Here is a 23754-nt window from a genome sequence, read left to right on the forward strand (position 1 = left end):
AGGCGCCGGCCCGGCCCGCCCCGGAGGCGGACCCCGCGCCCACCGGCCTGGACCGCTCCTACGGCGTGACCCTGCCGCCGGAGGAGGTCGCCAAGCTCATCGAGGCGCGCGGCGGCCACCCGCCACGGCCCCAGGACGAGCCGCGCGGCTGAGCCCCGTCAGAGGGACCAGGACTCGAGCCGCCGGAGCATGTCGCGCTTCTTGCTCGCATGACCGTGCATCCGGCCCAGGATGTCGCCGAGGACGGTGACGGCGCGGTCGATGTACGGGCCCTTGTTCAGCATCGCGGCTTCGGCCCGCTGCGCCATCGCGGCGTCCGTGATCTCCGCCCGTGAGGGCAGGCCGGTCTTGGCGAGGGACTCGAGGACCTGGGTGGCCCAGATCGCGGGCACGTGCGCGGCCTCGCACAGCCACAGGATCTCCTCCTGCAGCTCGGCCATGCGTGCGAAGCCGGCCTCCACCGCCAGGTCGCCGCGGGCGATCATCACCCCGACGTCCCGCCAGCGCATCGCCTCGAGCAGCATCCGCGGCAGCTGCCGGAAGGCCTCCACCGTCTCGATCTTCAGCGTGATGTCCACGTCCGGCGCGTCCTCGGCCTCGAGCGCGTCGATCAGCTGGGCCACGTCCTCGGCCGAGCGGACGAAGGACATGTTCACCATGTCCGCGTGGCGAGCCGCGAACGGGATGTGGGCGAGGTCCTCGTCCGTGAGGGCCGGGATGTCCAGGTGCGTGTCCGGGAAGTTCACGCCCTTCTCCGCCTTGAGCTTCGCCCCGCGCGGGCCGGCCTGGGTCACCTCGAGGGTGATCTCATCGTCGGACACCCCCGTGATCCGCGTGCCGATCCGTCCGTCGTCGAGGGAGACCCGGTCGCCGACCGTCGCGTCCGCGAACGCCTGCGCCAGGGTGAGGCCGATCCGGTAGGGCGGCGTGTCGACCGCGGGAACCGGCTCGAGCGAGCGGGTCAGCACGATCTGCTCGCCCTCGTGCACGCGCATCGACTGCTCGAGCGGGGGCAGCGGTCCCACCTCGAGCGGACCGTGCGGCGTCGTCAGTGCCGTGCCCGTCGCCCAGTAGACCGTCTTCTCCGCCCGCACGAGCACGCCCTCGCCGTCCACCTGCTCGACCTCGAGCCTGCGGTGTGCGCCACGCGCGTCGGTCAGCTCGATCTCGTCGCCGCGCTGCAGGACCGCCAGGGTCGTCCCCTCCGGGTCCGCGAGCGGCACGACGACGGCGCCGTCCGGCCGGTCCGCCGCGGCCACGGCATCGTGGGGCCCGGCGGCGAGCCACACGCGGGAGGGCTCGGTGACGGTCCCGGAGGGGTCCCGGGTCGGCTTCACCTTCACGACGCGCGGGCCCGGCTCGATGGGGCCCGTGCGCACCTTCGGCCCGGCCAGGTCCATCGCGACCAGGGGCGCGGGCCGGCCCGCACCGGCGCACCGGCGGACCGCCGCGATCATGGCGGCCCACGCCTGCTCGTCGTCATGGGCGCAGTTCACGCGCGCCAGGTCCATGCCGGCCTCGGCGATCCGGGCCACGAGCTCCGGGTCCGTGGCGGCCTCGGAGGGCATGGTCACCATGATGCGCGCGTCCCGGTCGCCGCGGGCCGGACCGAGCAGGCTCGCCGCGTTGCGGGCGAGGATGGCGCGGCCCTCGGCGGAGGTCAGGGCGTCGTCCTCGGGCGCGGGGGCGGGGTCGCCGTCGAGCGCGCGGGCGGCGGCCAGCACCGCGTCCACGTGGCCCAGCACGCCGGCCTCCATGCGGCCCAGAGAGGACAGTCCGGCGTCGCTCAGCGCCTCCTGCAGGGGCCGCAGGTCGGTGCCGCGCAGGGCGACGTAGTGCACGAGGTTCCGGGCCGAGGCCCGGTGGCGCTCCCGGACGCGGGAGATGAGGTCGGCGTGCTCCGCCTCGGCGGAGAGGAGGCGGTCGCGGAGGGCGGTGAGCTCGGTGGTCAGGTCGATACCCATGGTCCGAACCCTAGGGGCGCCCTCCGCGCCGGATCACGCCTGGAGCCGCGCCATCCAGGCCTCGATCTCGTCCGGGGTGCGGGGGAGGACCGCGGAGAGGTTCTCGGCCCCGTCCTCGGTCACGAGGATGTCGTCCTCGATGCGCACGCCGATGCCGCGGTACTCCTCGGGGACGGCCAGGTCCTCCTCCTTGAAGTACAGACCCGGCTCGATCGTGAAGACCATGCCCGGCGCGAGCACGCCGTCCAGGTAGAGCTCGCGCTTGGCCTGGGCGCAGTCGTGCACGTCGAGGCCGAGGTGGTGCGAGGTGCCGTGGGGCATCCAGCGCCGGTGGTGCTGGCCCTCGTCCGAGAGCGCGACCTCGGCCGAGACCGGCAGCAGGCCCCAGCCGTCGAGGCGGTCGACGAGCACCCGCATGGCCTCGGCGTGGAGCTCGCGGAACCGGATGCCGGGGCGCACGATCGCGAAGGCGGCGTCCGCGGCGTCGAGGACCGCCTGGTAGATGCGGCGCTGCACGTCCGTGAACGTGCCGGACACGGGCAGGGTGCGGGTGATGTCCGCGGTGTAGAGGGAGTCGTCCTCGACGCCGGCGTCGAGCAGCAGCAGCTCACCCGGGCGCACGGCGCCCGTGTTGCGGATCCAGTGCAGGATCGTGGCGTTGTTGCCGGAGGCCGCGATCGTGTCGTAGCCCAGGTCGTTGCCCTCGAGGCGGGCGCGGGCGAAGAAGGCGCCCTCGACCACGCGCTCGCCGCGGTCGTGGCCCACGGCGCGCGGCAGGGCCCGCACGACGTCCTCGAAGCCCGCGATCGTGGCGGCCACCGAGGCGCGCATCCGCTCGACCTCCCACGCGTCCTTGACCAGGCGCAGCTCGGAGAGGAACTCGGCGGTCTGGGCGTCGGCCTCGGCCGCGGCGGCCAGGTCCACGCCGGCCTCGGTCCGGACGGCGGCCAGCAGCGCGTCCACGTCCTGGTCGGTCTCGGCCAGCAGCCGCACCGCGGTGCCGTCCGCGGCCACGTTCTTGGTGACGGCGGACTCGAGCTCCTCGAGCCCCGCCGTGCGCAGACCCGTGCGGGCGGCCAGGCCGGCCAGGGTCGGACGGGGGCCGATCCAGAACTCACCCGAGCGCGAGTCCGCGTAGAACTGCTCGGTGTCCCGGCCGGCCAGGGGACGGAAGTACAGGGTGGCGGTGTGGTCCGTGCCGTCGTCGCCGGCGCCCGGGTCCGTGGGCTCGAGCACGAGCACGGCGTCCGGCTCGTGGTCCACGCCGAGGCCCGTCAGGTGGGCAAACGCGGAGTGCGCGCGGAAGCGGTAGTCGGTGTCGTTCGAGCGGACCTTGAGGCGGCCGGCCGGCACCACGATCCGCTCGCCCGGGAAGCGCGCGGACACGGCGGCCCGCCGCCGGGCGGCGTACGGGGCCGAGGCGTCGGGGTCGGGCAGGGCCTGCGACGAGGGCGCCCAGTCGGAGGCCATGAAGTCGCGGAAGGCGTTCGAGGCGGGGCGCTGCGAGCGGTTGTCGACGCGCTCGGCCAGCGGCTGGGGGTTCACCGCGCCGGTGCCGTCGGCGCCCGCCTCGGGGGCGGCGGCGGGCTGGTCGGGGGTGGTCTGGGCGGGGTGCTGTGCGGCATCGGTCATGCCCTCCATCATGGCACCGGTGGGCGCGGGCAGGTCGGGGCCGCCGCGCGCGGGTCTCGGTACCATGGCCGCCATGGCCCGCTACGACCTGCACACGCACTCGACCGAGTCCGACGGCACCGAGCCGCCGGCCGACGTGGTGCGTGCGGCGGCGCGGGCCGGGCTGGACGGCCTCGCGCTCACCGACCACGACACGACCGCCGGCTGGGCCGAGGCCGCCCACGCCGCGCGGGAGACCGGGCTGACGCTCGTGCCCGGCATGGAGATGTCCTGCACCTCCGCCGACGGCGTGAGCGTGCACGTGCTCAGCTACCTGCACGACCCCGAGGACCCCGCCCTGCTGCGGGAGGTCGGCCTGGCCCGCGACGCGAGGCTGATCCGGGCGCAGGAGATGGTGCGGCGCCTGGGCGCGGACTTCCCGATCACGTGGGAGCTGGTCCAGGAGCACGCGGCGGAGAACGCGACGATCGGCCGGCCCCACCTGGCCGACGCCCTCGTGACGATCGGGGCCGTCCCGGACCGCTCCGCGGCGTTCCGGGAGATCCTCGCCGGCCGGTCCAAGTACTACGTGCCGCACTTCGCCCCGGACCCGGCCGAGGCGGTCGCGCTCATCCGGGCCGCCGGCGGGGTGCCGGTGTTCGCGCATCCCCGGGCGCGCATGCGGGGCCGCGTGGTGGGCGACGAGGTGTTCGAGCAGATGGCCGAGGCCGGACTGGCGGGGGTCGAGGTCGAGCACCGGGACAACCCGGCGGAGGAGCGCACCTGGCTGCGCGCGTTCGCGGACCGGCACGGGCTGTTCGTCACCGGCTCGTCCGACTACCACGGCACGGGCAAGCCCAATCCGATCGGCGAGCACACCACGGGCGCGGAGGTGCTCGCCGAGATCGAGCGGCAGGGCACCGGCACGGCGATCATCCGCGGCTGAGCCCGGACGGCCGGGGCGACGGCGGAGGATCCGTTGCGCGAATGACCCTTCCGGCCGCCTGCACGGCGGTCAGAAGGGTCATTCGCGCAGAAGACTCCCGGGGGCCCGGAAGGGAGGGTCAGCCGTCCACGACCTCGCCGTTGCGGCGGCGCGTGCGGGTGCGGCCGCCCCGGCGACGACGGGCCTCGGCCCGCGCCTCGGCGCGCTCGGCCCGGCGGGCCTCCGTCAGCTCGACGCCGGCCACCGGCTCCGGCGTCCGGGCTGCGGGGGCCTCGGAGCGCGAGGCGGTGCGCTCGCGGCCCTCGCCGCGACCACGGCCCCGGCCCTCGGCGCGCTGCTCGGCGGGTACCTCACCACGCCCGCGGGCCGAGCGCTCGCCGCGGCCTCCGCCGCGTGCATCGTCGCGGCCCTCGCCGGAGCGGCCGCCCCGGTTCCGTCCGCCACGTCCGCCGCGGCCGCCCTCACGGCCGCCGCGCTCGCCGTCGCGGGACCGACCGCCCTCGCGACCCCGTCCGCGGCCGCCGTCGCGCTGCTTCGCCTCGGGGCCGCCGAGGTCCTCGAGCGTCTCGCCCTCGAGGCCCTCGAGCACGCGCTTGGCCTGCGGCAGACGGCCCTTCGTGCCCTTCGGGATGCCGAGGTCGGAGAACAGGTGCGGGGAGGAGGAGTAGGTCTCCACCGGCTCGGGCTGGCCGAGGCCGAGCGCCTTGTCGATCAGGGACCAGCGCGGCATGTCCTCCCAGTCCACGAGGGTCACCGCCACGCCCTTGTTGCCGGCGCGGCCCGTGCGGCCCACGCGGTGCACGTAGGTCTTCTCGTCCTCCGGCGCCTGGAAGTTGAACACGTGCGTGACGTCGTCGACGTCGATGCCGCGCGCCGCGACGTCGGTGGCCACGAGGATGTCCACCTTGCCGTTGCGGAACGCGCGCAGCGCCTGCTCGCGGGCGCCCTGGCCGAGGTCGCCGTGCAGCGCGCCGGCCGCGAAGCCGCGCGCCGTCAGCTCGTCCGCCACGCGAGCGGCCGTGCGCTTGGTGCGCGTGAAGATGATGGTCCGGCCGCGGCCCTCGGCCTGCAGGGCGCGGGCCACGAGCTCGTCCTTGTCCATGTGGTGGGCGCGGTAGACGAGCTGACGGATGTCCTTCTTCGTCAGGCCCTCGTCCTCCGGGTCCGCCGCGCGGATGTGGGTCGGCTGCGTCATGTAGCGGCGCGCCATCGCGACCACGGGACCCGGCATGGTGGCCGAGAACAGCATGGTCTGACGCACGGCCGGGACGGCGGCGAGCAGGGTCTCGACGTCGGGGAGGAAGCCGAGGTCCAGCATCTCGTCGGCCTCGTCCAGCACCACCGTGTTCACCAGGTCCAGGCGCAGGTGGCGCTGGCGCATCAGGTCGATGAGGCGGCCGGGGGTGCCGACGACGATCTCGACGCCGCGCTGCAGCTCCTCGATCTGCGGCTCGTAGGCGCGGCCGCCGTAGATGGTGGCGATGCGCAGGGGGCGCCGGGCCGCGGCGGCCGTGAGGTCGCCGGCCACCTGGACGGCGAGCTCGCGCGTCGGGGCGACGATCAGGGCCTGCGGGGCGCCCGCGGTGCCCTTGGCCTCGAGGCCGTCCCAGCCGGGCTCGCCCGGGCCGATGGCGCGCTGTAGCGCGGGGATGCCGAAGCCGAGGGTCTTGCCGGTGCCGGTCTTGGCCTGGCCGATGATGTCGTGGCCGCCGAGGGCGACCGGCAGGGTCATGGCCTGGATGGGGAAGGGGTGGACGATGCCCTTGGCCTCCAGGGCCTCGACGATCGCGGGGTGCACCCCGAAGTCGGCGAAGGTCTGCTCGGGGGCCACGGGGGCGGCGTCCTCGGTGACGATGTCCTCCGCGATCGCGGCGACCGTCGGGTCGAGGTCGGCGGAGGCGGGGGTGTGCTCGGAGTTCTGGGTCATGGCGACTCGCGTTCCTGGTCAGGCGTCGTCACGGCGGGCGGAAGGCCCGGCTCCGCCGTGCGCGCGGTTCAAGCGGAAGCCGATCGCGAGGCAAGCACGCGGAGCGGCCGACGGGCGGCGCCCCGTGGAACCGGGCGGGCGCGCCGTACGCGGCGGGCCGTGCCGGATCCGGCAGGTCATGGTGCCGTCCCGGGCGTCAGGGGCGCGGGCGGCGGGTCAGGGTGATCAGAGAGCGACCGGTCATCCTGGGTCAGCGTGAGCTGTGCGGCCAGTCTACCCCCGCGGCCGTGATCGCACCCGAGGCGCGGTCCACGCCCTCGATCCGCACGCGCACCCGGGTGCCCGCCGGGACGCTGCCCGGCACCCGCAGGCTCACGGCCGGGTCGAGCAGCCACACCTCCGTGCCGTCCTTCGCCTCGCGCACCGCGATCCCCTCGAGCTCCGCGCCGACGCGGGACTCGAGTGCCGCCGCCTCCACGAGGTCCGCCGCCGTCCGGCTCGCGGCCGAGGCCCGGCGCGACGAGTCCGCCATGAGGGCGGGCAGCGCGGGCAGGGCGCTGCGGACCCATGCGGGGGCGGGGGCGCCGATGGCATGGGCGTGGCACAGGGCCAGGACGAAGCGGTCCACGAGCCGGCGCAGCGGAGCGGTGGCGTGGGCGTAGGGGGCGGCGAGCGCGGCCTGGGCCGGTTCGTCCGGCGGGGTGCGCAGGGCCGGGTCCTCGGCCTGCGCGTCGAAGGCCGTGTACCCGGCGCCGCGGAACAGCCCGGTGGCCGCGTGCAGCACCGCCAGGTGCCGCGCGTCGGCGGGGTCGAGGGAACGCAGGTAGGCGCCGTAGTCCTGGCCCTCGTCCCACGGGGCGCCCAGGGCGCGCGTGCGCTCTCGGAAGGCGGCGACGGCGTCGGTGTCCGGCGCCGGCATCGTACGCAGGATCCCGACTCCGGCGGCCAGCATCAGCTCGGCCGCGGCCATGCCGGTCAGCAGGGAGAGCTGGGCGTTGTGCTCCTCCGCCGGCAACGGCGCCCGGTGCACGAGCTCGTGCGCCCCGTCCTCGGTGACACGGACCTCCTGGTCCGGCAGGTTCAGGGAGGCACCGCCGCGGGCGGCCTCCTGCGCGGCCCGCCGTCGGCCCACCTCCGGCAGCAGCGCCAGCGAGTCGCGCACCTCGGCCGGCCACCCCTCGGCGGCGGCCCGGTCCGCGTCGGTGACCCCGGGGCGCGGCGTCGTCGGCGCCTGTGCCCCCGGCTGCGCGTCGAGGAAGGCCTGCACCTGCCCGTACGTCAGCTGCGCCCGGGAGCGGATGCGGGCGCGTTCGAGGCCGGTCTCGACGACGGCGCCCGCGGCGTCCAGCAGGAACGTCCACACGAACGCCGGTCGGTCCCGGTCCGGCAGCAGGGAGGCGGCGTCCTCGCTCAACACCTCCGGGTGCAGGGGGACCCGGCCGTCGGGCAGGTAGACGGTCTGGCCGCGGCGGCGGGCCTCGGCGTCCACGGCGCCGCCCGGTGCCACGAAGGCGGGCACGTCCGCGATCGCGTAGCGGACCAGGATGCCGTCGTCGTCGGAGGGGGTCAGGAGCAGGGCCTGGTCCAGGTCCGTGGCGCCGGCGGGGTCCACGGTGACGAACGGCAGGGCCGTGCGGTCCGCGTGGTCCGGGCTCCCGGCCAGGCCCACGTGCACCCCATGCGCGGCCGCCTCCGCCTCGGCCAGGACGGGGGTGGGGAAGGCCGACGGCAGCTCGAGCTCCGTCCGCAGGGCGGCGAGGCGCTCGAGCAGGGCCGGGTCGGCAGGGCCGCGGAGGCCGAGGGCGTGGGAGGACATGGCGATGCTCCTGGGCAAGGGGGCCGAGACGACGCACGCCCCGGCGGATCACCGGGGCGTGCGGGGCGGGTCAGGAGGCGGCGAACCCGAGCGGGCCCGACTTCTTCGCGCCGATCTCCACGAAGCCGATGCGGTCACCGGGGACGACCACCTGGCGGCCCTTGGCGTCCGTCAGGACCAGCGGGGTGCCGTCGGCGACGGCGGCGTCCACGAGGGAGCGGACCTCGTCCGCCGACTGCTCGCTGTCGATGACGACCTCGCGGCCGACGTGCTGCACACCGATGCGGATCTCCATGGGGAACCTCTTCTCTTCGTCGCGTCCTGTGCGGTCCGCCGTCAGCCTACGGGACCGCTCGGTGAGGTGGGCGGGCGCCCACGAGGTTCACCCGCGGGCGAAACGGGCCGGACGGCCGGGTCAGCGCGGGGCGTCGTCCGCGGAGGGCAACGAGGTGAGGCCGCGCCAGATGAGGTCGTCCACCGTGCGGGCCATCTCGGCGGCGGCGGGGCGGGCGTCGGCGTCGAGCCGGTCCGCCCAGTGACGGGCGGCGCCCAGGAGGTAGCCGACGAGTCCGCGGGAGAGCACCTCGGCCTCGGCCTCGGCCACGGTGGTGTCCGCGCGGATGGTGCGCGCGACCTCGGAGGAGAGCAGCCGGTGCACGGCCTCGCTGCGCGTGCGCACCTCCGGGTCCCCGTCGATGCCGGAGTCGAAGATCAGGCGGTGGGTCCGCTCGGGGGAGGCCATGTACTCGAACACGGCGGCGACGGTGGCCCGCACCCGTTCGCGATTGTCCCGGCGGGTGTCCATCGCCGCCTCGAGGAGCGCGCGCAGGCTCGCGACCTCGGCGTCCAGCAGCTCGAGGAAGAGCTCGTGCTTGCTGGGGAAGTGCTGGTAGAGGACCGGCTTGGAGACCTCGGCCCGCTCGGCGATCTGCTCCATGGAGGCCCCCGCGTACCGCTCCGCGGCGAAGACCGCGCGGGCGCAGTCCAACAGCTGGCGGCGACGCTCGTGCCGGGGCAGACGACGGCCTCGCCCGGGCTCGTCGGGCGCGGTGGCGGCGGGGTGGGCGGTCACGGGGTCCTCCTGGCGCGGGGCCGGCTCACGCGATGCGCGCGGCGCCGCCCTCGTCCTCGTGCGCGGGGCAGACCGCCTCGACCGTGCCCACGGCGGGGGCGGGGCGGCCGGGGGCCTCGATCCCGAAGACCGCCTCGAGGGCGTCCTCATAGCGGTCGAGCCGGCCCTCGGCGGCGAGCCGCTTGGCGCGCACGCTGGGCTCGTGCAGGAGCTGGTTCACCATGCGGCGCAGGGCGAACTCCACCTCCTCGGCAGCCGCCGTGCAGCCGTGGCGGGCACGCACGCGCTCGAGCTCCCGGTCGAGCACCCCGAGGGTGTGGCGGCGCAGGGCCTTGATCGCCGCGTCGGCACTGCGGCCGCGCTGCGCGGCGCGGTACTCCTCGACGGCATCGTCCACGAGCGCGCGGGCCTCGGCGACGGCGACCTGGGCCTGCTCGGGGGCGGCCAGCCGCACCGACTCGAGGGTGATGAGGTCGACGTCCGGCAGGTCCGCGACGGCGGGGTCGAAGTCGCGCGAGAGGGCCAGGTCGACCACCGTGAGCGGGCGCCGTCCGCCCTCGCGCAGCTCCTGCAGGCGCTCGGGGCTGATCTGGCGCTCGCCACCGGAGGAGCCGATGATCACGTCCGCCTCGGCGACGGCGCCGGCCACGGCCTCGCCGCCGAGCGCGAGGGCCCAGCCGCCGCGGTCCGCGACGAACTGCTCCGCGCGGCCCGAGGCCGAGTGCACGCCGACGGTGGTCGCACCCCGGTCCGCCAGCTGCGCCAGCGTGGTGCCGGCGTAGGCGCCCGTGCCGATCAGCAGGATGGTGGCCCCGGCCCAGAAGTCACGCTGGGCCGCGGCGTCGGTGAGACCGCGCAGCTCCTCCGCGAGGTCCAGGGCGACGGAGACGACCGAGCGGCCGGCCGCGCCGAGCGCCGTGCGGGAGCCGACGTCCTTGGCCGTGCGCGTGGCGGACTCGAAGAGGCGGACGAGCGGGCCCGAGGCGGTGCCGGCCTCCTGGGCCGCCGTCAGGGCGCGCCGGACCTGACCGGCGATCTCGCGCTCGCCCACCACGGCGGAGTCCAGTCCGGCGCCGACCTCGAAGAGGTGACGGGCCGTGGCGTCGGCGTCGAGCGTGCGGAACGCGGTGTGCACGTCCTCGTCCGGCAGGGAGGTGGAGGCGGCGACGGCGGACAGCAGCCCCGCGCGGGCGGCCTCGACGCCGGCCGCGTCGGCCTCGGCGTAGATCTCCACGCGGTTGCACGTGGCCAGCACGACGGCGCCCGCCGCGCCGCTGCCGGGCAGGGCGGGCCCGACCCCGGTCGCGCCGGCGCTGAGGCGGGCGACCGTGTCCAGGTCCAGGTCATGGTGGGAGGCGACGAGAGAGAAGACAGTCACAGCGGGCCAAGTCTAGCCCCGACCGCCCCGCCCGTCCGGGAAGGCGGACCTGACCCGGGTGCCGTCGGCCAGTGTGACGACGCTCACGGAGGACGCGGATGTGCCACCGCGACACGACCGGTGGGACACTGGGGGCATGTCCGCCCTGTCCCAGACCCCCGAGACCCCCGCGGCCGTCCCGGCACTGCCCGCCGAGCACCCGCTGCGCACCGAGGATCCGTCACGCTCGACCGTGGCCAGCCCGCTCCTCCGCGCGCTGCGCGGCCAGCGCCCCGACCGCCACCCCGTGTGGTTCATGCGGCAGGCCGGCCGTTCGCTGCCGGAGTACCGCCAGGTGCGCGAGGGGATCGGGATGCTCGACTCCTGCCTCATGCCGGACCTGGTCCGGGAGATCACGATGCAGCCGGTGCGCCGCCATGACGTCGACGCGGCGATCTTCTTCTCGGACATCGTGGTCCCCCTGCGCCTGGCGGGCGTGGACGTGGAGATCCAGCCCGGCGTGGGCCCCGTGCTCGGCCAGGCCGTCCGCACCGCCGACGACGTCGCCGCGCTGCCCGTCCTCGAGGACGCCGCCCTGGACGTCATCCGCGAGGCCGTCGCGGCCACCGTCGCCGAGCTGGGCCCGCGCCCCCTGATCGGCTTCGCCGGCGCCCCCTTCACGCTGGCGGCGTACATGGTGGAGGGCCGTCCCTCCCGCGACCACTTCGGCCCGCGACGCATGATGCACGCCGACCCCGAGACCTGGGCCGCCCTGGCCGGCTGGGCCGCCACCGTGTCCGGCCAGTTCCTGCGCGCCCAGCTCGAGTCCGGCGCCTCCGCCGCGCAGCTGTTCGACTCGTGGGCCGGTTCGCTCTCGGCGGACGACTACCTCGAGCACGTGCAGCCGCACTCGACGGCGGCCCTCGCCCATGTCGCCGACCTCGCCGGGCCCGGCGTCCCCGACGGCGCCCCGCTCCTGCACTTCGGCACGGGCACCGGAGAGTTCCTGCACCACCTGCGTGACGCGGGCGCGACCGCCGTCGGCGTGGACCACCGCCTCACGCTCGCCGAGGCGCACCGCCGGCTCAGCGCGAACCCCGGCCCCGACGGACGCGGCGCCGTGCCCCTGCAGGGCAACATCGACCCGGCCCTGCTCGCCGCCCCGTGGGAGGTCCTCGAGGCCCACGTGCGCGACGTCGTCGCCTCCGGCGCCCTCGCGCCCGGCCACGTCGTCAACCTCGCCCACGGCGTGCCGCCGGAGACGGACGCGGCCGTGCTGACCCGCGTGGTCGAGCTGATCCACTCCCTGCCCGTGCCGGAGCGGGAGGGCCAGGACCCGGCACCGGGGGTCGAGACCGCCGAGCGGGAGGAGCGCGCATGAGCGGCACGGCGCTCGTGGTCGGCGGCGGCATCGCCGGCCTCGTCGCGGCCCACCGACTGTCCACGGCGGGCTGGGACGTGACCCTCGCCGAGGCCACCTCCGTGCTCGGGGGCGCGGTCTCCCCGCGCTTCCTCGACGTCCCCTCGCACGGCGAGACCGGGGCCCCCGAGACCCAGACCCTCGAACTCGACGGCGGCGCCGAGTCGTTCGCCGTCCGCGGCGCCGCCGTGCGCGCGCTCGTGGAGGAGCTCGGGCTGGGCGAGAAGATCGTCGCGCCCGAGCCCCTCGGCTCGTGGCTGCACGGTCCCGCCGGCCCCGTGCGCGCCCCGCGTCTCGGCATCGTCGGCATCCCCGGCGACCTCGACGCCGAGGACCTCGCCGCCGCCCTCACGCCGGCCGGCCTGGAGCGCGCCCGGCAGGACGCCGAGGCCCCCATGGATCGCTGGGCCGCCGCGCTCGCGGCCGGCGAGCCGGTGACCGTCGCGCAGGTCGTGGCCGACCGCCTCGGCGACGAGGTGCTCGACCGCCTCGTGGCCCCCGTCGTCGCCGGAGTCCACTCGGCCGACCCCGCGGTCGTCGAGCTGGAGCGCGTGGCCCCCGGCCTGCTCGCCGCCGCCGTGGAGCACGGCGGGCTGGCCGCGGGCGTCGCCGCGCTGCGGTCCACCGGGACCCCCGGCTCGCTCGTGGCCGGTCTGGACGGCGGCATGGTCCGCCTCACCGGCCGGCTCGTCGAGGCGCTGCGCGAGGACGGGGCCACCGTCCTGCGCGGTGTCCGGGTGGCCGCCCTGTCCCGCGTGCCCGCCACCGGCGGCTGGTGGGCCCAGATCTCGGACCGGGACGACGAGGTCGTCCGCGGGCTCGACGTGGACCGCGTCGTGCTGGCCGTGGACGGCGTCACCGCCTGGGACCTGCTGGCCCCGCTCTCGGCCGAGGCCCTGGACCCCGACGCCGGCCCCGCCCTCGGCGAGGGCATCGCGCTGGCCACGCTCGTCGTCGAGGCCGCGGGCCTGGACGACGCGCCACGCGGCACCGGAGTGCTGGTCGGCGCCGGGACGGACGTGGCCGCCAAGGCCCTGACCCACGCCACCGCCAAGTGGGCGTGGCTGCGCGAGGTCGTCGCGCGTCCGCAGGAGGACGGTGTCGCCCGCCATCCCCACCGCCACGTGCTGCGCCTGTCCTACGGCCGCCAGGGCGGCGGGCCCGAGGCCCTGGGCCACCGCAGCGCGGACGAGGAGCTGCTCGCGCAGGCGCTCGTGGACACGGCGACTCTCACCGGGGTGCCGCTGGCGGAGGAGGACGTCGTCGCCCGCACCGTCACCCGCTGGCGCCGCTCCATCCCGCCGCAGGCCGGCCCCGACCGCGCGAAGGCGGACACGCTGATCGACTGGGCACGGGACGTGCCCGGCCTCGACCTCGTGGGCAGCTGGGTGCACGGCACCGGGCTGGCCGCCGTCGTCGCCGGCGTGGACCGCACCCTCGGCGCCGACGCACCGCCCGCCGGCTGACCTCGCCCCCAGACCACCCCTGACGCAATCGGATCCCAAGGAAGAGGACCATGACCAAGGACAGCACCACCACCCCTGCCGAGGCCGGCAAGGACTGGTTCACCACCTACACCGTGTTCGCCCGCCCGCAGGGCGAGCCAGGCTGGCTGGGACTGGAGGGCCGCGACGCGAAGAAGGCCGCCAAGGAGTTCGACGAGGCCGTCGCGCGGGTGGCCCAGACCGGCGTGACCGTGCGCGGCGTCTACGACGTCTCGGGCATGCGCGAGGCCGGCGACGTCATGGTGTGGATGTACGGCCAGGTGCCCGAGGACCTGCAGGCCGGCATCCGCGAGCTGCGCCGCACCCGTCTGCTCGAGGGCACCACGATGGTGCTCTCGGCCATGGGCGCCGATCGCATGGCCGAGTTCAACAAGGACCACGTCCCCGCCTTCGCCATGGGCCGCAAGGCCCTGAAGTGGCTGTGCTTCTACCCGTTCGTGCGCTCGTACGACTGGTACCTGCTGGACCCGAAGGAGCGGGCCCGCATGCTCCGCGAGCACGGCCAGCTCGGCCAGGACTTCCCGCAGGTGTGGGCGAACACCACCAGCGCGTTCGGCCTGAACGACTGGGAGTGGCTGCTGGGCCTCGAGGCGGACGAGCTGACGGACCTGGTGGACATGATGCGCCACCTGCGCAACAACGAGACCCGCCTGCACGTGCGCAGCGAGGTGCCGTTCTACACCGGACGCCGTCTGGAGACCGCCGAGATCGCGGAGGTGCTGGCCTGATGACTGCCGCCCCCGAGCCCCGCGCCGACGCGCCCGTCCACACCGGCCCGGACGCCGGCGTCGCCCCGGCCCTCCGGACGCCCGAGAAGGCCGCCGCCGGCGTCGACTACGACGCGTGCGGCGTGATGGCCCCCAAGGACTACGACGCCCTGCTGCTCGCCTCCTTCGGCGGGCCCGAGGGCCAGGACGACGTGATCCCGTTCCTGCGCAACGTCACGCGCGGGCGCGGCATCCCGGACGAGCGCCTCGAGGAGGTCGCCACCCACTACCGCGCCAACGGCGGCGTCAGCCCCATCAACGCGCAGAACCGCGCGCTGAAGGCGGCCATCGAGGCCGAGCTGGCCGCCCGCGGCCTGGACCTGCCCGTGTACTGGGGCAACCGCAACTGGGAGCCCTACTTCCCGGACACCCTCGCGCGGATGCACGCCGACGGGCACCGCCGCATCCTGACGGTCACCACCTCCGCGTACTCCTGCTACTCCTCGTGCCGCCAGTACCGCGAGGACATGGGCATGGCCATGGAGCAGACCGGCCTGACCGGGAAGGTGGACCTGGACAAGACGCGCCAGTACTTCAACCACCCCGGCTTCATCGAGCCGTTCCGGGACGGCCTGCGCGCGAACCTGGCCTCGCTGCGCGCGGAGCTGGGGGACGACGCGCGGATCCACGTGCTCTTCGCGACCCACTCGATCCCCACCTCCGACGCCGCCGCGGCCGGCCCGCGCGGCCTCGCCGCAGACCTGCGCGCGCAGGCGGGGGCGGAGCCGGGCGACGAGGGTGCGGACGTGTACTCGGCGCAGCACCTCGACGTGGCCCGCGAGATCCTCGCCGGCGTGCCCGAGGCCGCGGACGTGCCGTGGTCGCTCGTGTACCAGTCGCGCTCCGGCCCGCCCTCGGTGCCGTGGCTGGAGCCGGACATCAACGACGCGATGGAGCACCTCGCGGGCGAGGGCGCCGAGACGGACGCGCAGGGGCGTGCCGTGGCGGGCTTCATCGTCGTGCCGCTGGGGTTCGTCTCGGACCACATGGAGGTGGTCTGGGACCTCGACACCGAGGCCAAGGAGACCGCCGAGGGGCTGGGCGTGGGGTTCCGTCGCAGCCCCACCCCGGGCACCGACCCGCGGTTCGTGGCCGGGCTCGTGGACATCGTGGAGGAGCGGCTGGGCCGGCGCGAGGGTCGCGCCGCGGTCGGCTGCTTCCCGGCGTGGTACGACGTGTGCCGGCCGGACTGCTGCGTCAAGGTGATGCGGGACGGCTCGACGCGGCCGACGACGTCCGCTGTCGACGCCGCCGTGCGCGGGCTGGCCGAGCACGAGGCGGGCGCCGCGGCCCCCGCCGAGGAGGCCTGAGACCGTGACCCCCCTGCGCATCGGCACCCGGGGCTCCGCCCTGGCGACCACGCAGACCACCCACGTGGCCGAGACGCTCACGGAGCGCTCCGGCCTGGCCCACGAGCTGGTGGTGATCCGCACCGAGGGCGACGTCACCACCGGCTCGCTGGCCTCGCTGGGCGGCACCGGCGTGTTCGCCTCGGCGCTGCGGGCCGCCGTGCTCGACGGCGTCGTGGACGCGGCCGTGCACTCGCTCAAGGACCTGCCGGCCGTCCAACCGGAGACCCTCGAGATCGCCGCGGTGCCGGCCCGGGCCGACCTGCGGGACGCCCTGTGCGCCCGCGACGGCCTCACCCTGGCGACCCTGCCCGAGGGCGCCCGGGTGGGCACGGGCTCGCCGCGCCGCGTGGCCCAGCTCAAGGCGCTGCGCCCGGATCTGGAGCTGGTGGACATCCGCGGCAACGTGCAGACTCGCCTGGCCCGCGTGCCCGGGCTGGAGCAGCACGACGATCACGCCCCGGCCGCCGCGGGTTCGCCCCGCGGTGACCTCGACGCCGTGATCCTGGCCTGTGCCGGGCTCGACCGGCTCGGCCTGGACCACGTGATCACCGAGCGGATCGACCCGGAGGTCATGGTGCCCGCCCCCGGGCAGGGCGCCCTGGCCGTGGAGATCCGGGCCGAGGACGAGTCCTTCCTCGGTCGGGCGCTCCTGGACCCCGAGGCGCCGGTCGGGAGGCTGCACGCCGCCCTCGAGCTGGTCGACGATCGGGACACCCACGTGGCGGTCACCGCCGAGCGGGCCCTGCTGCGCCGCCTCGAGGCCGGCTGCGCCGCGCCGATCGGGGCCGTGGCCCGCGTGACCGACGGCGAGGCCGGCGCGCCGCGCATCGAGATGACCGCGATGGTGGCCGCCCTCGACGGCTCGCGCGTGCTGCGCCGGACCTCGTCCGTGCAGCTCGACCCGGTGCCGACCGACGTGGCCGGCGACCCGGCGGCCGGCGACGAGTGGCTCGAGGACACCCTGTTCGTGGCCGCGGAGGCACTCGGCGTGCACGTGGCCGAGCAGTTCGTGGCCGAGGGCGCCGACCTGCTGCCCGGCACGGTGCGCGGGGTGGACCGGGGCGACGGCGCCCCGCGCCCCGACGACCCGGCCTGAGATGCGCGTCCTGCTCACCCGCCAGCCGGCCCAGGCCGGCGACCTCGAGGCCGGTCTCGCCGGCACCGAGGTGGCGGGGCGGCGGCTGCGGGTCGGCTTCCTGCCGCTGACCGACTTCGCACTGCCCGACGACGACGGCCCCCTGCGCGCGCTGCTCGCGGACTGGGCGGGGGCCGACGGTGATGCGGCCGGGCCGGTGCGCTCGGACGGGTCCCGCTGGCTCGTGGTGACGAGCCCCAACACCGTGCGCGCGCTCAGGGCCGTCGGCTGGGACGGCCATGTCCCGGCGGGCGCGCGGATCGCGGTCACCGGACCGGGCACGGCACGGGTGCTGACCGAGGCGGGCTGCGACGCGGCGCCGTGGCTGCCGCCCGAGGACCGCTCCGCCGAGGGCCTGATCGCCGGACTCGCCGCCCTGCATCCCCGCGGCGCCCGCGCGTGGCTGCCCCAGTCCGATCGGGCCCGGTCCCGCCTCGCCGACGGCCTGCGCGCGGCGGGCTGGGACGTGCGGACCGGGCTCGCCTACCGGACGGTGCCGTATCCGGCGCAGGCCGGCAGGCGGCTGCTCGACGGGGCGGCGGACGAGGGCCGGGGGGACGTCGTGACGCCCGCGCGGCTGGCCGAGGTCGCGGCGGGGACCGCCGTGGTGCTCACCAGCTCGTCCGCGGCGGAGGAGTTCGTGGCCGCGGGTCTGACGCCGCTGGTGGGGGAGCGGGTGCGGCTCGTGGCGATCGGCGCGCCGACCCGGGACACATGCGCGCGGCGGGGTCTGCCCCTGCTCGGGACGGCCCCCACGCCGGATGCGGCCGGAGTGCTGGCCGTGCTGCGCGCTGCGGCCTGAGCCGCCCGTCCGCACTCGAAGCGAGGCTCAGTCGGGGCGGCCGCCGTCCGGGTCGGGCGCGTCGTCCTCCGTCGGCGCCGGGCCGGCGTCGTGCCTCTCGTCCTGCGGCACGCCGGTGGCGGCGGCCATGATGTCCACCCGCGGGCCGCGCAGGATGGCGACCGAGACGTTGGTGAAGCCCGTGTTGGCGAGCAGCTCCGAGGCTTCCTCATCCGTCAGGTCGTACGCGTGCGCGAGCATGCGCACGTTCTCCGTGTAGAAGGCGTGCAGGCGGTCGACGCCGCGCAGGAAGTCCAGAGTGTTCCCCATGCCGGGGAGCCTACCGAACGGGCGTGGTGGGCGGGTGGCCGGCGGGTGAACGGCCGGTGGACCGGCCCGCCGGCCGCGGGGGACGACGGGCCGTGCCGCTCAGCCCTCGGCGCGGCGGCTGCGGCGGCGGACCAGCGAGACCTCCATGGTCCGGCCCTCGGTGCGGGTGCGCAGGTACGGCTGGTCCTCCACGAGGGTGGAGAGCTTGGAGTGTCCGAAGTCGCGCGGGTCGAAGTCCACGTGGGTGCGGCTCAGGTGTTGGCCGATCAGGGACAGCGTGGCCCAGCCGTCGTCGGTGCTCGTGGCGTTGACGGCCTTGGTGAGCGCGGCCTGCAGGTCGATGCGCGGGGCGGCGTCGGCCTCGTCGTGCTCGGGCTCGGCCTCGACCGGCACCTCGGGCGGGGTCGGGTCCTCGGTGACGTCCGACGACGACGCACGGCGGCCCCGCCGACCGGCCCCGGACTTCGCCTCCGCGGCCTTCCCGTCCTTGCCGGCGGCGGCGTCCCCGGCGGGCGCCTCGTCGGCGGCGGCGTCCCCGGCGGGCGCCTCGTCGGCGGCGGGGGCCTCGGCGTCCGCGTCCGTGGCCTCGGGGGACTCGGCGGCGTCGGTGGTCTTGGACCCGCGACCGCGGCCTCGACCGCCGCGGCGGGACCCCGAGCGGCCGGAGCCCTCGGACGCCTTGGCGTTCTCCTCCTTGGCGGGGGCGTCCTCGCCGGTCTCGTCGTCGTCGACGTCGTGGTCCGTGGCGGTGCCGAGCAGCTCGAGGTAGATGAACTGGTCCACGGCGTTGCGCAGCGAGGCGGGGGTCTTGCGGGCGCCCAGGCCGATCACGCGCTTGCCGCCCTCGCGCAGGCGGGTGGCCAGGCGCGTGAAGTCGGAGTCGGAGGAGACGAGGGCGAACGCGTCCACGTTGCCCATCCAGAGCAGGTCCATCGCGTCGATGATGAGCGCGGAGTCCGAGGAGTTCTTGCCCACGGTGTAGGCGAACTGCTGGACCGGCTGGATCGCGTGGTGGTTCAGCGCCTTCTTCCAGCCGTTGAGGTTGGTCGTGGTCCAGTCGCCGTACGCACGCTTGATCGTGGGGGTGCCGTAGGTGGCGAGCTCCTCGAGGATCAGGGGGGCGAACTTGGGGGAGACGTTGTCGCTGTCCATCAGGACGGCGATGCGCAGGGATGCGGGGGTGGGTTCGGGCATGTGTCCCACCCTAGTCGGCGGCGGTGCGCCCGTGGCCGGCGGTGACCGGGATCGCCTCCCGCTCGCCCCGGCGCGGGCGGGGCCGCGAGGCGGCGGCCAGCGTGCCGACGACCAGCCCGACGAGCGCCGGGACCACCCAGCCGAAGCCGACCGCGTAGCCGGGCAGCACCCGGCCGGCCAGGCCCGTCAGGGCGGTGACGGGCGGCGTCGTCGCGAGCGCCTCCGGCAGGGCGCCCAGCAGGTCGAAGAAGGCGGCGAGCCCCGTGCAGGCGACCACCCAGCGGGCCACCGCCGGGTGGTCCCGCACCCAGGCCCAGGCGAGACCGAGCAGGATGACGACGACGGCGATCGGGTAGAGGAACATCAGCACCGGGACGGACCAGGCGATGATCGCCTCCAGGCCCAGGTTGGCGAGCGCGAAGGACACGACGAGGAAGAGGCTCGCCCACAGCCGGTAGGACCCGGGGAACATCTCCGCGAACATCTCGGTGCACGCCACGATCAGTCCGATGCAGGTCTTCAGGCACGCGACGACGACGATGGCCGCGATGAGGTACACGCCCGCCGCGCCGAAGAAGTGGCTCGCGGTGCGGGCGAGGACGTCGCCGCCGTTCGCGGCCTGCGCGAACGCGCCGTGGCTCGTGGCGCCGACGTACGCCAGGGAGGCGTAGACCACCGCCATCGCCGCACCGCCGAGCAGCCCCGCCTTGCCCAGCTCCACCGCCATGCGGCGCGGGCCCGTCACGCCCAGGCGCCGGGCGGCGTCGACGATCACGACCGCGAAGGCGAGCGAGGCGAGCGCGTCCATGGTGTTGTAGCCGTCCAGCAGGCCCCGCACGAGCGCCCCGTCGGCGTAGGCGGGGGTCGGCGAGGGCAGGGCGCCCGTGCTCATCGGGGCCACGACGGCGGCCGCCACCAGGGCGCCGAGCAGGACCAGGAACGCCGGGGTCAGGTAGCGCCCCACCCACTCCATGAGCCGGCCCGGACGGAACGCCGCCACCGCGGCGACCGCGAAGAACGCCGCCGTGAAGCCGAGCAGCCGCAGGCCGCCGTCGCCCGCCAGGGGCGCGACACCGATCTCATAGGACACCGTGGCGGTGCGGGGGATGGCGAAGAGGGGGCCGATCGTCAGGTACAGCAGGCACGTGAACGCCACGGCGAAGCGCCGGGAGACGGGCGCCGTCATCTCACGGACCGAGCGCGCCCCCGTCACCGCCGAGGCGACGATGCCCAGGACCGGCAGCCCCACCGCCGTGACGAGGAAGCCGAGCGTGGCCGGCGTGACCGCGGCGCCCGCATCCCGGCCCAGGCCGGCGGGGAAGATCAGGTTGCCGGCGCCGAAGAACAGGCCGAAGACGAGCGAGGCCAGCAGCAGGGTCTGACCGGGGCGCAGGCGCGGGGGCATCACGGGCCTCTCGACGGCGAACGGGGCGCCATGACTGTACCCGGCGCGCGGTCAGCCTCCGCGCCTAGACTGGACGGGTCCCCGAACCAGGAGCGTGTGACCCCGTCATGTCCTTCCCGCTGCACCGTCCCCGGCGTCTGCGCCGGTCCGCCGCGATGCGCCGCCTCGCCGCCGAGACGCGCCTGCACCCCGCCGAGCTGATCCTGCCGGCCTTCATCAAGGAGGGCGCCGCCGAGCCCGTGCCGATCGCCTCGATGCCGGGCGTCGTGCAGCACACCGCGGACTCGCTCAAGGCCGCCGCGGCCGAGGCCGCCGAGCTGGGCCTGGGCGGCATCATGCTGTTCGGCGTGCCGACCACGCGCGACGCCGTCGGCAGCGCCGCCCTGGACCCGGACGGCGTCCTGAACCGGGCCATCCGGGACGTGAAGGCGGAGGTGGGGGACGGGCTCGTCGTGATGTCCGACCTGTGCCTGGACGAGTTCACCGACCACGGCCACTGCGGCGTGCTCACCGCCGAGGGCGCCGTGGACAACGACGCGACGCTGGAGATCTACGCCCGGATGGGCGTCGCGCAGGCCGAGGCCGGTGCGGACGTGCTCGGCCCCTCCGGGATGATGGACGGCCAGGTCCGCGTGATCCGGGAGGCCCTCGAGGGCGCCGGCCACCACGAGACCGCGATCCTCGCCTACGCCGCGAAGTACTCCTCGGCGTTCTACGGGCCGTTCCGCGACGCCGTCGACTCCCAGCTCACGGGCGACCGCAAGACCTACCAGATGGACGCCGCCAACCGGAGCGAGGCCCTGCTCGAGGTCGCCCTCGACCTCGAGGAGGGCGCGGACATGGTGATGGTCAAGCCCGCGATGAGCTACCTGGACATCGTGCGCGACGTGGCGGACATGGCGGACGTGCCCGTCTCCGCGTACCAGATCTCGGGGGAGTACGCGATGATCGAGGCCGCCGCCGCGCACGGCTGGATCGACCGGAAGGCCTCGATCGTCGAGTCCGTGCTCTCCATCCGGCGCGCCGGCGCCGACTCCGTGCTCACCTACTGGGCGGCCGAGCTCGGCCGCTGGATGAAGGAGGGGTCCCTGTGACCGCGTCCCAGCCGACCACCAACGCCGCCGCCTTCGCCGCGGCCCAGGCCGTCATCCCCGGCGGCGTCGACTCACCCGTGCGCGCCTTCGGCTCGGTGGGCGGCACGCCCCGGTTCATGGCCGGCGCACGCGGCCCGTACCTGACCGACGTCGAGGGCAACGAGTACGTGGACCTGGTCTGCTCGTGGGGCCCCATGCTGCTGGGCCACCAGCACCCCGAGGTCGTCGAGGCCGTGCACGCCGCCGTGGACCGCGGCCTCGGCTTCGGCACCTCCACGCTGGAGGAGACCGCGCTGGCCGAGCTGATCGCCTCCAAGGTCCCGGTCGAGCGCGTGCGCTTCGTGTCCACCGGCACCGAGGCCACCATGACGGCCCTGCGCCTGGCCCGCGGCGTGACCGGCCGCAACCTGATCGTGAAGTTCGCCGGCTGCTACCACGGCCACTCGGACGGCCTGCTGGCCGCGGCCGGCTCGGGCGTGGCGACCGCCGCCCTGCCCGGCTCCGCGGGCGTCACCGAGGCCGCCGCCTCCGAGACCCTCGTGGTGGACTACAACGACCGCGCCGCCGTCGAGGCCGTGTTCGCCGAGCACGATGAGCGCATCGCCGCGCTCATCACGGAGGCCGTGCCCTGCAACATGGGCGTCGTGGAGCCCGCCGAGGGCTTCAACGCGTTCCTGCGCGAGATCACCCGCCGCCACGGCGCGCTGCTGATCTGGGACGAGGTGCTCACCGGCTTCCGCGCCACCGCCACGGGCGGCTGGGGCCTGTCCGGACAGCCCGAGGGCTGGACCCCGGACATCTGGTGCTTCGGCAAGGTGATCGGCGGCGGCATGCCCGCGGCCGCCCTGGGCGGCTCCGCCGAGATCATGGACCACCTGGCCCCGCTCGGCCCCGTGTACCAGGCCGGCACCCTCTCCGGGAATCCGGTGGCCATGGCCGCCGGCCACGCCACGCTCTCCCGCGCCGACGAGGCCGTCTACGCGGCCGTGACGCGCGCCTCGGACGCCGTGCGCGAGGGCCTCGTGGCCGCGCTCGACGCCGAGGGCGTGGACCACTCGATCCAGCGGGCCGGCACCCTGTTCTCCCTGGCGTTCGGCACCTCCGGCACCGGCGTGCGGGACTACCGGGACGCCCAGGGCCAGGAGGTCTTCCGCTACGCCCCGTTCTTCCAGTCGATGCTGGCCTCCGGCGTGTACCTGCCGCCGTCCGTGTTCGAGGCCTGGTTCGTCTCCGCCGCCCACGACGACGCGGCGGTCACCCGGGTGCTCGACGCGCTGCCGGCCGCGGCGAAGGCGGCCGCGGCGGCGACGCCCCAGGCCTGAGACCCGAGCGCGGGTCGGGGCCGGGCGCTCAGCGCTCGGCCTCGACCGGCCAGTGGCGCGAGACGGTGGCCTGCGGGTCCTTGCGCCGCAGGTACTGCTCGAAGCTCTCCGCCTGCTCGGCCTTCCAGCGGACCTGCCGCTCGTGCAGGTCCGCCGGCGCGACGCGCAGCTGCTCGTACTGGGCGGCCAGGGCGTCGGCCACCTGGACGGCGGCGAGGGCGTCCGCCGCGGAGGTGTGCGCGTTCTCCAGGGTCACCCCGTAGTGCTCGGACACCGCGGAGAGCGTGCGCTTGCCCTTGCGGAACCGGTCCACCTGCTTGTCCAGCACGAACGGGTCGATCACGGGGCGGGCCTCGAGCGGCGTCAGCCCGTGGCGGCGCGCCTCCCGGTCCATCACCGTGAAGTCGTACACGCCGTTGAACGCCACCACGGGGATGCCCGCGGCGAACAGGTCCCGCAGGGTCTCGGTGATCTCCGTGACACCCTGCGCGGCGGGCATGCCCTCCGCCTGCGCCCGCTCCGTGGTGACGCCGTGGACCTCGGCCGCCTCGGCCGGGATGGGCACGCCCGGGTCCACGAGCCACTCGGCCGACGACGCGGCGCGGCCCTGCTCGTCCACCATCACCAGGGTGGCGGTCACGATCAGCGCGGTGCGCGGATCACGTCCGGTGGTCTCGAGGTCGAAGCCGGCGCGGATGCTCTCATGCCAAGTCACGCGCCTCACGCTACCCGGAGCGGCGGACACGACAGGATGGG

At 75.7% G+C, this 23754-nt stretch carries 20 protein-coding genes; 9 read left to right on the forward strand and 11 right to left on the reverse strand.

The window, feature by feature from the left end; genetic code table 11:
- Nucleotides 1-158: 158 nt before the first annotated feature.
- Both ACZ1IK_RS07530 and ACZ1IK_RS07535 read right to left on the reverse strand, forming a co-directional pair.
- Complete coding sequence (locus ACZ1IK_RS07530; protein ID WP_144786568.1) at nt 159-1964, reverse strand: pyruvate kinase; 1806 nt, start codon at nt 1962-1964, stop codon at nt 159-161.
- A gap of 33 nt (nt 1965-1997) precedes the next feature.
- Nucleotides 1998-3596 carry an aminopeptidase P family protein gene (locus tag ACZ1IK_RS07535; RefSeq protein ID WP_465098433.1) on the reverse strand — a complete coding sequence of 533 codons (1599 nt, stop codon included), beginning with the start codon at nt 3594-3596 and terminating at the stop codon, nt 1998-2000.
- A gap of 64 nt (nt 3597-3660) precedes the next feature.
- Between ACZ1IK_RS07535 and ACZ1IK_RS07540 the strand changes: the two genes are divergently transcribed.
- On the forward strand, nt 3661-4521 hold the full coding sequence (locus tag ACZ1IK_RS07540) for a PHP domain-containing protein (RefSeq protein ID WP_049147253.1): 861 nt from the start codon (nt 3661-3663) through the stop codon (nt 4519-4521).
- A gap of 118 nt (nt 4522-4639) precedes the next feature.
- Here the strand turns inward: ACZ1IK_RS07540 and ACZ1IK_RS07545 are convergent, their stop codons facing one another.
- The 5 genes from ACZ1IK_RS07545 to ACZ1IK_RS07565 all read right to left on the reverse strand — a co-directional run bounded on the left by ACZ1IK_RS07545 (nt 4640) and on the right by ACZ1IK_RS07565 (nt 10714).
- Nucleotides 4640-6448: a DEAD/DEAH box helicase gene (locus ACZ1IK_RS07545; RefSeq protein ID WP_061867030.1), complete on the reverse strand. Its 1809-nt coding sequence runs from the start codon at nt 6446-6448 to the stop codon at nt 4640-4642.
- A 250-nt stretch (nt 6449-6698) separates the two neighbouring features.
- Nucleotides 6699-8264, reverse strand: coding sequence for an RNB domain-containing ribonuclease (locus ACZ1IK_RS07550; protein ID WP_465098434.1), 1566 nt, complete (start codon nt 8262-8264; stop codon nt 6699-6701).
- A 70-nt stretch (nt 8265-8334) separates the two neighbouring features.
- Entirely contained in the window at nt 8335-8559 is a 225-nt protein-coding gene (locus ACZ1IK_RS07555; protein ID WP_036339227.1) for a DUF3107 domain-containing protein, read from the reverse strand.
- Between the two features lie 120 nt (nt 8560-8679).
- Entirely contained in the window at nt 8680-9336 is a 657-nt protein-coding gene (locus ACZ1IK_RS07560; protein WP_465098435.1) for a TetR/AcrR family transcriptional regulator, read from the reverse strand.
- 25 nt (nt 9337-9361) lie between these two features.
- Nucleotides 9362-10714: a glutamyl-tRNA reductase gene (locus ACZ1IK_RS07565; RefSeq protein ID WP_095694760.1), complete on the reverse strand. Its 1353-nt coding sequence runs from the start codon at nt 10712-10714 to the stop codon at nt 9362-9364.
- A 136-nt stretch (nt 10715-10850) separates the two neighbouring features.
- On the opposite strand from ACZ1IK_RS07565, the gene hemE reads away from it, so the two are divergent.
- From hemE to ACZ1IK_RS07595, 6 genes are read left to right on the forward strand one after another with little or no spacing between them, the layout of a single operon-like run.
- Nucleotides 10851-12074, forward strand: coding sequence for a uroporphyrinogen decarboxylase (gene hemE, locus ACZ1IK_RS07570; protein WP_095694759.1), 1224 nt, complete (start codon nt 10851-10853; stop codon nt 12072-12074).
- Complete coding sequence (locus ACZ1IK_RS07575) at nt 12071-13579, forward strand: protoporphyrinogen/coproporphyrinogen oxidase (protein ID WP_101965984.1); 1509 nt, start codon at nt 12071-12073, stop codon at nt 13577-13579. The genes hemE and ACZ1IK_RS07575 overlap by 4 nt, the downstream gene beginning before the upstream one ends.
- Before the next feature lie 50 nt (nt 13580-13629).
- Entirely contained in the window at nt 13630-14346 is a 717-nt protein-coding gene (gene hemQ / locus ACZ1IK_RS07580; protein WP_115166073.1) for a hydrogen peroxide-dependent heme synthase, read from the forward strand.
- Nucleotides 14346-15695 carry a ferrochelatase gene (locus ACZ1IK_RS07585; RefSeq protein WP_465098436.1) on the forward strand — a complete coding sequence of 450 codons (1350 nt, stop codon included), beginning with the start codon at nt 14346-14348 and terminating at the stop codon, nt 15693-15695. The genes hemQ and ACZ1IK_RS07585 overlap by 1 nt, the downstream gene beginning before the upstream one ends.
- Before the next feature lie 4 nt (nt 15696-15699).
- Complete coding sequence (gene hemC, locus ACZ1IK_RS07590) at nt 15700-16833, forward strand: hydroxymethylbilane synthase (protein WP_119217195.1); 1134 nt, start codon at nt 15700-15702, stop codon at nt 16831-16833.
- A gap of 1 nt (nt 16834) precedes the next feature.
- Nucleotides 16835-17674: a uroporphyrinogen-III synthase gene (locus ACZ1IK_RS07595; protein ID WP_119217196.1), complete on the forward strand. Its 840-nt coding sequence runs from the start codon at nt 16835-16837 to the stop codon at nt 17672-17674.
- A 27-nt stretch (nt 17675-17701) separates the two neighbouring features.
- Here the strand turns inward: ACZ1IK_RS07595 and ACZ1IK_RS07600 are convergent, their stop codons facing one another.
- From ACZ1IK_RS07600 to brnQ, 3 genes are all read right to left on the reverse strand, one after another.
- The gene (locus ACZ1IK_RS07600; RefSeq protein WP_036314326.1) at nt 17702-17983 is read right to left on the reverse strand and encodes a hypothetical protein; all 282 of its coding nucleotides are present in this window, start codon (nt 17981-17983) and stop codon (nt 17702-17704) included.
- Nucleotides 17984-18082: 99 nt separating this feature from the next.
- Nucleotides 18083-19177, reverse strand: coding sequence for an NYN domain-containing protein (locus ACZ1IK_RS07605; RefSeq protein WP_465098437.1), 1095 nt, complete (start codon nt 19175-19177; stop codon nt 18083-18085).
- Between the two features lie 10 nt (nt 19178-19187).
- The gene (gene brnQ, locus ACZ1IK_RS07610; protein ID WP_465098438.1) at nt 19188-20582 is read right to left on the reverse strand and encodes a branched-chain amino acid transport system II carrier protein; all 1395 of its coding nucleotides are present in this window, start codon (nt 20580-20582) and stop codon (nt 19188-19190) included.
- Between the two features lie 107 nt (nt 20583-20689).
- On the opposite strand from brnQ, the gene hemB reads away from it, so the two are divergent.
- Nucleotides 20690-21676, forward strand: a complete 987-nt coding sequence (hemB, locus tag ACZ1IK_RS07615) for a porphobilinogen synthase (protein ID WP_036314332.1) — start codon at nt 20690-20692, stop codon at nt 21674-21676.
- Complete coding sequence (gene hemL, locus ACZ1IK_RS07620; RefSeq protein ID WP_061867019.1) at nt 21673-22998, forward strand: glutamate-1-semialdehyde 2,1-aminomutase; 1326 nt, start codon at nt 21673-21675, stop codon at nt 22996-22998. Before hemB ends, hemL begins: the two co-directional genes overlap by 4 nt.
- A 28-nt stretch (nt 22999-23026) precedes the next feature.
- Here hemL and ACZ1IK_RS07625 read toward each other — a convergent pair whose 3' ends face one another.
- The gene (locus ACZ1IK_RS07625) at nt 23027-23713 is read right to left on the reverse strand and encodes a 3'-5' exonuclease (protein WP_049147285.1); all 687 of its coding nucleotides are present in this window, start codon (nt 23711-23713) and stop codon (nt 23027-23029) included.
- Between the last annotated feature and the right edge of the window lie 41 nt (nt 23714-23754).

It is taken from the genome of Micrococcus sp. CS26 (genome assembly GCF_055522295.1).